The organism is Actinoallomurus sp. NPDC052308 (assembly GCF_040679195.1).
In the GTDB taxonomy this organism is placed as follows: domain Bacteria; phylum Actinomycetota; class Actinomycetes; order Streptosporangiales; family Streptosporangiaceae; genus Actinoallomurus; species Actinoallomurus liliacearum.
Genome location: NZ_JBFAUM010000027.1, coordinates 1 through 8,086, shown reverse-complemented (window position 1 = coordinate 8,086; position 8,086 = coordinate 1). Strand labels below are relative to the sequence as shown.

At 71.9% G+C, this 8,086-nt stretch carries 9 protein-coding genes; 5 read left to right on the top strand and 4 right to left on the bottom strand.

Annotated elements, in window-relative coordinates:
• Positions 1-97: 97 nt before the first annotated feature.
• Both leuD and leuC read right to left on the bottom strand, forming a co-directional pair.
• The gene (gene leuD, locus AB0L00_RS37350) at positions 98-688 is read right to left on the bottom strand and encodes a 3-isopropylmalate dehydratase small subunit (protein WP_345361033.1); all 591 of its coding nucleotides are present in this window, start codon (positions 686-688) and stop codon (positions 98-100) included.
• A 13-nt stretch (positions 689-701) separates the two neighbouring features.
• Entirely contained in the window at positions 702-2,099 is a 1,398-nt protein-coding gene (gene leuC, locus AB0L00_RS37345; RefSeq protein WP_345361030.1) for a 3-isopropylmalate dehydratase large subunit, read from the bottom strand.
• 76 nt (positions 2,100-2,175) lie between these two features.
• Between leuC and AB0L00_RS37340 the strand changes: the two genes are divergently transcribed.
• The 3 genes from AB0L00_RS37340 to AB0L00_RS37330 all read left to right on the top strand — a co-directional run bounded on the left by AB0L00_RS37340 (position 2,176) and on the right by AB0L00_RS37330 (position 4,918).
• Entirely contained in the window at positions 2,176-2,889 is a 714-nt protein-coding gene (locus AB0L00_RS37340) for an IclR family transcriptional regulator (protein ID WP_345361027.1), read from the top strand.
• A gap of 293 nt (positions 2,890-3,182) precedes the next feature.
• Positions 3,183-3,815 (top strand): MerR family transcriptional regulator, encoded by a 633-nt coding sequence (locus AB0L00_RS37335; RefSeq protein ID WP_364442152.1) that lies wholly within the window; start codon positions 3,183-3,185, stop codon positions 3,813-3,815.
• Positions 3,816-3,934: 119 nt separating this feature from the next.
• Complete coding sequence (locus AB0L00_RS37330; protein ID WP_364442151.1) at positions 3,935-4,918, top strand: WYL domain-containing protein; 984 nt, start codon at positions 3,935-3,937, stop codon at positions 4,916-4,918.
• A 112-nt stretch (positions 4,919-5,030) separates the two neighbouring features.
• Here the strand turns inward: AB0L00_RS37330 and AB0L00_RS37325 are convergent, their stop codons facing one another.
• The gene (locus AB0L00_RS37325; protein WP_364442149.1) at positions 5,031-5,942 is read right to left on the bottom strand and encodes an SDR family oxidoreductase; all 912 of its coding nucleotides are present in this window, start codon (positions 5,940-5,942) and stop codon (positions 5,031-5,033) included.
• Positions 5,943-6,026: 84 nt separating this feature from the next.
• Between AB0L00_RS37325 and AB0L00_RS37320 the strand changes: the two genes are divergently transcribed.
• A complete protein-coding gene (locus tag AB0L00_RS37320) occupies positions 6,027-6,887 on the top strand; it encodes a hypothetical protein (protein ID WP_364442147.1) in 861 nt (286 codons plus the stop codon).
• Positions 6,888-6,942: 55 nt separating this feature from the next.
• Entirely contained in the window at positions 6,943-7,758 is an 816-nt protein-coding gene (locus AB0L00_RS37315; RefSeq protein ID WP_364442146.1) for an SAM-dependent methyltransferase, read from the top strand.
• 37 nt (positions 7,759-7,795) lie between these two features.
• Here AB0L00_RS37315 and AB0L00_RS37310 read toward each other — a convergent pair.
• Positions 7,796-8,086, bottom strand: a 291-nt coding sequence (locus AB0L00_RS37310) for a Scr1 family TA system antitoxin-like transcriptional regulator (protein ID WP_364442144.1), incomplete at its 5' end; no start/stop codon positions are given.

Below are 8,086 nucleotides of genomic sequence, written 5' to 3'. Positions count from 1 at the left end.
CCCTTTTTTTTTTAAAACACTCCCCACCCCCGCCCTTTTTGGTTGGGGGGGCCGGCAGCGTACGCTGCCGGCCCCTCCACCGTACGGGTGCGGACGATCAGGCGGTCACGGGGAGCCAGGGCTGCCGCTTGGCCTCGAAGTCGGTGATGGCGTCGGCGTTGCGCAGGGTCAGGCCGATGTCGTCCAGGCCCTCCAGCAGCCGCCAGCGGGTGTAGTCGTCGATCTCGAACGTCTGCACGCCGCCCTCGTCGCAGCGCAGCTCGCGGGCCGCCAGATCGATGGTGAACTCCTTCGCGGGGTTCGCCGCGATCTTGTCCTGCAGGCCCTCGACGACGTCCTCGGGGAGCTGGATCGGCAGCAGGCCCGCCTTCGTGGCGTTGTTGCGGAAGATGTCGCCGAACCGCGCCGACACGACGGCGCGGAAGCCGTACTGCTGCAGCGCCCAGACGGCGTGCTCGCGCGAGGAGCCGGTGCCGAAGTCGGGCCCGGCGACGAGGATCGACGCGCCCTGGTACTCAGGGCGGTTCAGGACGAACTCCGGGTCCTCGCGCCAGGCCGCGAACAGGCCCTTCTCGAACCCGGTGCGGCTGACCTGCTTGAGCCAGACCGCCGGGATGATCTGGTCGGTGTCGACGTTGCTGCGCCGCAGCGGCACGGCGCGGCCCGTGTGGGTGGTGAAGGCTTCCATGACTGGCTCCCGATTACAGGTCGGCCGGGGCGGTCAGACGCCCGGTGACGGCGGTGGCGGCGGCGACGGCGGGCGAGACCAGGTGGGTGCGGCCGCCCTTGCCCTGCCGGCCCTCGAAGTTGCGGTTGGAGGTCGAGGCGCTGCGCTCCCCCGGCTTGAGCTGGTCGGGGTTCATGCCCAGGCACATCGAGCAGCCCGCCTCGCGCCACTCGGCGCCCGCGGCCTTGAAGACCTCGTTCAGGCCCTCCTCCTCGGCCTGTGCCTTGACCTTCATCGAGCCCGGCACGATCAGCATCCGCACGCCGTCGGCGACCTTGCGACCCTTGATCACCTCGGCCGCCGCGCGCAGGTCCTCGATCCGGCCGTTGGTGCAGGACCCGACGAACACGGTGTCGACGGTGACGTCCCGCAGCGGGGTGCCGGCGGTCAGGCCCATGTACTCCAGCGCGCGCTCGGCGGCGGCGCGGTGCGTCGGGTCCCCGAAGGAGGCCGGCTCCGGAACGCTCGCCGCGAGCGGCGCGCCCTGGCCGGGGTTGGTGCCCCACGTGACGAACGGCGTGAGCTCGGAGGCGTCGATGACGACCTCCTTGTCGAACGTCGCGTCGTCGTCGGTGCGCAGAGACCGCCAGTACTCCTTGGCGGCCTCCCAGTCGGCCCCGGACGGCGCGTGCGGGCGGCCCTCGAGGTAGGCGAACGTCGTCTCGTCCGGCGCGATCATGCCGGCCCGCGCGCCCGCCTCGATGGACATGTTGCAGACCGTCATGCGGCCCTCCATCGACAGCGACCGGATGGCCTCGCCGCGGTACTCGATGATGTGGCCCTGGCCGCCGCCCGTGCCGATCTTCGCGATGATCGCCAGGATGAGGTCCTTGGCGGTCACGCCGTACGGCAGCTCGCCGTTGACGGTGACGGCCATCATCTTGGGCCGGCGCTGCGGCAGCGTCTGGGTGGCGAGGACGTGCTCGACCTCGCTGGTGCCGATGCCGAACGCCAGCGCGCCGAACGCGCCGTGCGTGGAGGTGTGCGAGTCGCCGCAGACGACCGTCATGCCCGGCTGGGTCAGCCCCAGCTGCGGGCCGATGACGTGGACGATGCCCTGGCCGGCGTCGCCCATCGGGTGCAGGCGGACGCCGAACTCGGCGCAGTTCTTGCGCAGCGTCTCGACCTGGGTGCGCGACACCGGGTCGGCGATCGGCGCGAGGATGTCGGTGGTCGGGACGTTGTGGTCCTCGGTGGCGATCGTCAGGTCCGGCCGCCGGACCGTGCGGTTCGCCATGCGCAGGCCGTCGAAGGCCTGGGGGCTCGTGACCTCGTGGATGAGGTGGAGGTCGATGTAGAGAACGTCCGGCTCGCCCTCGGCGCTCCGTACAACGTGCGCGTCGTAGACCTTGTCCGCAAGTGTTCGGCCCATCACTCCACCTCTTCCGGTTCGGTAGCTCCTCTGCCCGCGACTTGCATCTCAGATTCCGAGACGGCAGTATCGAAGCATGGACAACTCTAGCGGAGTCGGCGTGCTGGACAAAGCGGTTCTGGTCCTGAACGCCCTGGAGGCCGGCCCGGCCTCCCTCGCCCAGCTGGTGCAGACCACCGGCTTGGCCCGGCCCACCGCCCACCGGCTCGCCGTCGCGCTGGAGCACCATCGGATGGTCCACCGGGACACCCAGGGCCGGTTCATCCTCGGCCCCCGGCTGGCCGAGCTGGCCGCCGCCGCCGGAGAGGACCGCCTGCTCGCCATCGCCCAGCCGATCCTGACCCAGTTGCGGGACCTGACCGGCGAGAGCGCCCAGCTCTACCGGCGGCAGGGCGACGTGCGCGTGTGCGTCGCCGCGGCCGAGCGGATGAGCGGCCTGCGCGACACCGTCCCGGTCGGCAGCGCCCTGCCGATGGTCGCCGGCTCCGCCGCGCAGATCCTGCTGGCCTGGGAGGAGCCCGACCGCCTGCACCGGGGGCTGCGCGGCGCGAAGTTCACCGCGACGACGCTGGCCTCCGTACGACGCCGGGGCTGGGCGCAGAGCGTCGGCGAGCGCGAGCAGGGGGTCGCCTCGGTGTCCGCGCCGATCCGCGGCACCGGCGGCCGGGTGATCGCGGCCATCTCGGTGTCCGGACCGATCGAGCGGCTCTCACGCGCCCCCGGCCGGATGCACGCACCGCCCGTGCTCGCCGCCGCAGAAAAGATCTCCGAAACGATGCGCCGCGGCTGACCCGTCCTTCAGACACCGAGCCCCGGCCGCGCCCCCCTGCTGACCCGTCCGTCGAACACCGGGACTCGGACGCGATCCCCGGCTGCCCCTCCTCCAGACACCGGGACTCGGACGCGAGTCCCGGCTGAGCGTCCGTCGGATACCGAGACCAGGATGCGGCTCCCCCGGCTGCGCGCCCGCCGGAGACCTCGGCTCGGACGCGACGCCCGGCTGAGCGTCCGTCGGATACCGAGACTCGGGAACCGCGACTCCCCGGCGGTCGTACGGCGATAGTGTCCCGGCCAGGGGGGCAGATGAAGATCTCCGAGCTCAGCGACCGGAGCGGGCTGCCGGTTCAGACGATCAAGTACTACATCCGGGAGGGGCTCCTTCCGAAGGGGACGGCCACCGCGGCGACCCGGGCGGAGTACGACGGCCGGCATCTGCACCGGCTCCGTCTCATCAAGGCCCTCCGGGAGGTCGGTGGCCTGCCGATCGCGTCGGTACAGCAGATCGTCGCCGCCGTCGACGACGACGCCGTCGCGCTCCACCGGCTGCTGGGGAAGGCGCAGTACGCCCTCGGCCCGCGTGCCGAGCCGCAGCCCGAGGACTCCGGCTGGCGGGCCGCCCGCCAGGACGTGGACGCGGTCATCGCCGAGCTCGGCTGGCGCGTGGTGCCGGACGCGCCCGCCCGCGATCTGCTCGCGCAGGCGTTCGCGGCGCTGCGCGGGCTGGGCCTGCCGATCGTCCTGCGCGACCTTCGCCCGTACATCGAGGCCGCCGAGCTCATCGCGGACCACGAGGTCGCCGGGCTGTTGGTCGACGAGGACCGCGAGCGGGCCGTGCAGACCGCCATCGCGACCAACGTCCTGTACGAGCGGGTCCTGCTCGCCCTGCGCCGGATGGCCCAGGAGAACGCGTCAGCCCGCCGCTTCGACCTGGCCTGACATCGCCGTGGACCTCTGTGCCGAGGATTTCCGTCGTCATGGCGACGGAAATCCTCGGCACAGAGCGGCCGCGGCCCCGCCGCACCGGCCCTGCCGGGTGCCTCCGCTAGCCTCGGGGGATGCGGGCGGCGCGACTCATCTCCCTGGTCCTGCTGTTGCAGAGCCGCGAATCCATGACCGCCGGGGAGCTGGCCCGGCGGCTCGAGGTCTCCGAACGCACCATCACCCGGGACATGCTGGCGCTCGCGGAGGCGGGCGTGCCGGTGTACGCCGACCGCGGCCGGGGCGGCGGCTACCGGCTTCTGGAGGGGTACCGGACCCGGCTCACCGGGCTGGGCCGGGCCGAGGCCGAGGCGCTGTTCCTGTCGGGGGTGCCCGGTCCGCTGCGCGACATGGGCCTGGGCGACGCCGCGCTCGCCGCCCGGCTGAAGGTCTCGGCCGCGCTGCTGCCGGAGCTGCGCGACGCCTCCGAGACCGCCGCGCAGCGGTTCCACCTGGACGCTCCCGCGTGGTTCCGGGTCGCCGACCGGCCGCCGCTGCTGCCGGAGCTCTCCCAGGCCGTGTGGGGCGATCGGGTCGCGACCGTCCGTTACCGGCGCGGCGAGCAGGTCGTCGACCGCACCCTCGAACCGTACGGCCTGGTGCTCAAGGCCGGAGTCTGGTACGCCGTCGGCCGTACCGGAGACCGTTTCCTGGTGTACCGCGTGGACCGCTTCGAGGGCGTACGGACCGGATCGGAGCGCTTCGTCCGCGACGAGAGCTTCGACCTGGCCGCGTTCTGGGACGAGCGGGCGGAGGATTTCGAGCGCTCGCTGCTCAGGACCCGGGCCACCGTACGGCTGACACCGGCGGGGCTGCGGGCGCTGCGTCACGTCGCGGACCCGGTCGCCCTGCCGGACGCGTTGACGTCGGCGAGCGCGCCCGATGACCAGGGCAGGGTCACCGTCACCCTGCCCGTCGAGTCCGTCGAGGTCGCCTACTCACAGCTCCTCCGCCTCGGCCCGGAGGTGGAGGTCCTGGAGCCACCGGAGCTGCGCGCCCTCCTCGCGGACGCCGCCCTGCGGATGAACCGCCTGTACGCCCCGGACCCGTCCCAGGTCTGACACCGGGATCACCGGCCGGTCCCGACCACCGACAGATCCCCGACCGCGTCGGCGTAGGCCGAGACTTTTCGTCGTCATGGCGACGGAAACCCTCGGCGCAAAGCCCGAGGGGTCAGCGGTAGCCGGTGTCGTCGGCCGGCAGGCCGGCGTCGCGGACCTCGGTGAGGTACCGCCAGGCGTCCGGGCGCGTGCCGTCGACGTCGGTGAAGCCGTAGACGCGCGCGAGTTCGCCGCTCGACAGCGTCCGCCCGGTCCAGCGGGCCACGTCGGGGTCGGCGGCCAGCGCCGCCACGGCCCGGCCGACGTACGACGGCGACTCGGAGACGCAGAAGTGCGGCTGCTCGGCGGTGGCGTCCCGCCAGGTCTCCTCGGTGACGCCGAAGATCTCCAGCATCGCCTCGGACCGGAGCCAGCCCGGCGTGACCGCGACGGCCGTGCCGCCGTGCGGGCGCAGTTCCTCCGCCTGGGCCAGGGCCATCCGCTGCGCGGCGACCTTGACGAGGTCGTAGAAGAACCCGGCGTCGGCGCGGTAGGCGGCGTTGTACTCGGCCGTTCCGTCCGTCATCTCGACGACCAGGCCACCGGGCCGGCGGATGAGCAGCGGCAGCGCGCAGTGGCTGGTGATGGCATGCGTGTCGATGCCGAGGCGGAGCATCCGCAGCCCGTCATCGAGGGAGTGCTCCCAGAGCCGCCGGTCGAATTGGAGGTACACGTCGCCGCCCCAGATGTCGTTGACGAGTACGTCGAGCCGGCCGCGCTCGCGGTCGATCCGGTCGACGAGGTCGCGTACCTGGCCGGGTTCGAGGTGGTCCACGGCGACGGCGATGCCCTCGCCGCCCGCCTTGGTCACCAGGTCGGCGGTGTCCTCGATCGTCTCGGGCCGGTTCAGCTCCGAGCGCCGCTCGCGCGTCGTCCGCCCGGTGACGTACACGGTCGCGCCGGCCCGGCCGAGTTCGACCGCGATGGCCCGCCCCGCTCCGCGGGTGCCTCCGGCGACCAGGGCGACCTTTCCCTGCAGTGTCATGCCTGTCCCCTTTCCTGTCGCCGGGGATGCTGGCAGCGAAAGCAGACACCTTGTGTCGTCTTTCGCGCGGGGAATCATGAGGGGGTGGATTTCGACACCGCCGCCGACCGGCTCTACGGCGTCCCCCCGTCCGAGTTCACCGCCACGCGCAAGCGGCTGGCCGGTGAGCTGCCGCGCGAGGACGCCCGCCGCCTCACCGCGCTGCGCCGTCCGACCGTCTCCGCGTGGGCCGTCAACCACCTGGTCCGCGACGGCGGCATCGAGCCGCTGCTCGGGCTCGGCGAGCGGATGCGCGAGGCGTGGTCGTCCGGCGGCGACGTGGGCGAGCTGGAACGCGAGCGGGGCGCGCTGGTGGACGGGCTGGTCCGCCGGGCGCGAGAGCTGGCGAAGGAGGCGGGCCGGCCGCTGAACGAGGCCCAGAGCCGGGAGGTCGAGGACACGCTCCAGGCCGCCATCGCCGATCCCTCCGCGGCCGAGGCCGTAGGGGCCGGGCGGCTGGAGCACGCGCTGAGCCACGCCGGCTTCGGGCCGCTCGGCGCCGTGGCACCGTCGGTGACGCATCGCCGAAAGAAGGCGGAGCCGACGGAAGCGCGGGGGAAGCGGCCCACTCGGGAGGAGGATCCCCGTGTCAGGGCGCGGCGGCTGGCGGAGGAGGCGCGGGCCGCCGCGGAGCGGGCCGAAGAGGCCGAACGCTCGCTCGCCCAGTGGGAGTCCGGGCGGGACGCCGCGCGGGAGGCCGTCGCGGCCGCCGACCGACGCCTCGAGGAGTTGCGGAGACAGGTGAAGGCCGCCGAGGCCGAGCGCGCGGAGGCCGGCCGGCACGAGCAGGTCGCCCAACGCGAGTGCGACCGTGCCGCACGCACGGCTGAGGACGCCCGCCGCCACGCCGAGGAGGCCGACGCCCGGCGTCGCACTGGGGGAAGCGGAAACGCTGTTAGGCATTGAATCCGATGGGTATCGGCTGGCACAGTAAGGGCTGTTAATCCGAGAAAGGTGAGTTGTGACGGACGTGCCCCGCCATGGCCTGGCCGACGTGGACACGAGTGTTCCAAATGTCGCACGGATGAACGACTACCTCCTCGGCGGGAAGGACAATTTCGCCGCCGACCGGGAGGCCGTCGGCAACCTACTCGCGATCGCACCGGAGATCAGGGAAATCGCGCTGGAGAACCGCCTCTTCCTCCGCCGCGCGGTCCGTTTCCTCGCCGAGCAGGGCATCCGGCAGTTCATCGACATCGGTTCGGGGCTGCCGACCCAGCGCAACAGCCATGAGATCGCCCGATCCGTGACATCCGACGCGCGAGTGGTGTATGTCGAGAAGGACCCGGTCGTCCTCTCACACGCGCGGGCGATCCTCATCGACAGTTCGCGCACGGCGGTCGTGGAGGGGGACATCCTGCACCCGGAGGCGTTCCTCACCGAGTGCGGTCTGCACGGGCTGATCGATCTCGAAGAGCCGCTCGCCCTCGTGGTCTGTGGTGCGCTGCATTTCATCCCGCATTCGGATGACCCGTTCAAGAGCGTGGCGTGGCTGCGGGACGCGGTTCCGTCCGGCAGTCACCTGGCCATCACCCACGTCGTCTTCGACACTCGCCCGGACGTCGTCGAACCGATCGAGGAGATCTACCGGGCGATTCTGGACCGGCCGGGCGAGACGGCGGCGCGGACGCGGGATCAAGTGCTGCCGTTCTTCGACGGGTTCGAGCTGGTCGACCCCGGTCTGGTGTACGTACGTGAGTGGCGCCCGGAGAATCCGCTGGCCGCCCGGTCGCCGGAGAAGGCGTGGATGCTGGGCGGCGTCGGCCGCAAACCGTAGGCGGTGGGCGGAAGGGGTGAGCCGGCGGGCTCGGGAGTCAGAGCTCCTTGAGGATGCGCCCGAGGGTGTCGCGGATGCGGGTGGCGGGCTCGGCGTCGATGCACAACCGCTCCATCACCGCCAGATAATTATCCACATCCTCACGCTTGTCCAAATACAAAGCAGACGTCAACTGCTCCAAATACACCACATCCGGCAGATCCGGCTCCGCGAACCGCAAAATACTGAACGGACCACCCGCCGCCGCATGACCCCCCAGATGAAACGGCACCACCTGCAACGTCACATGCGGCAACTCCGTCACCTCGATCAGGTGCTCCAACTGCCG

Bases quoted from the DNA above. Each gene is read 5' to 3' on its own strand.
- AB0L00_RS37335 (WP_364442152.1), top strand. From the start codon at position 3,183: ATGAAGATCTCCGAGCTCAGCGACCGGAGCGGGCTGCCGGTTCAGACG.
- AB0L00_RS37330 (WP_364442151.1), top strand. From the start codon at position 3,935: ATGCGGGCGGCGCGACTCATCTCCCTGGTCCTGCTGTTGCAGAGCCGC.
- leuC (WP_345361030.1), bottom strand. From the start codon at position 2,099: ATGGGCCGAACACTTGCGGACAAGGTCTACGACGCGCACGTTGTACGG.
- leuD (WP_345361033.1), bottom strand. From the start codon at position 688: ATGGAAGCCTTCACCACCCACACGGGCCGCGCCGTGCCGCTGCGGCGC.
- AB0L00_RS37340 (WP_345361027.1), top strand. From the start codon at position 2,176: ATGGACAACTCTAGCGGAGTCGGCGTGCTGGACAAAGCGGTTCTGGTC.
- AB0L00_RS37325 (WP_364442149.1), bottom strand. From the start codon at position 5,942: ATGACACTGCAGGGAAAGGTCGCCCTGGTCGCCGGAGGCACCCGCGGA.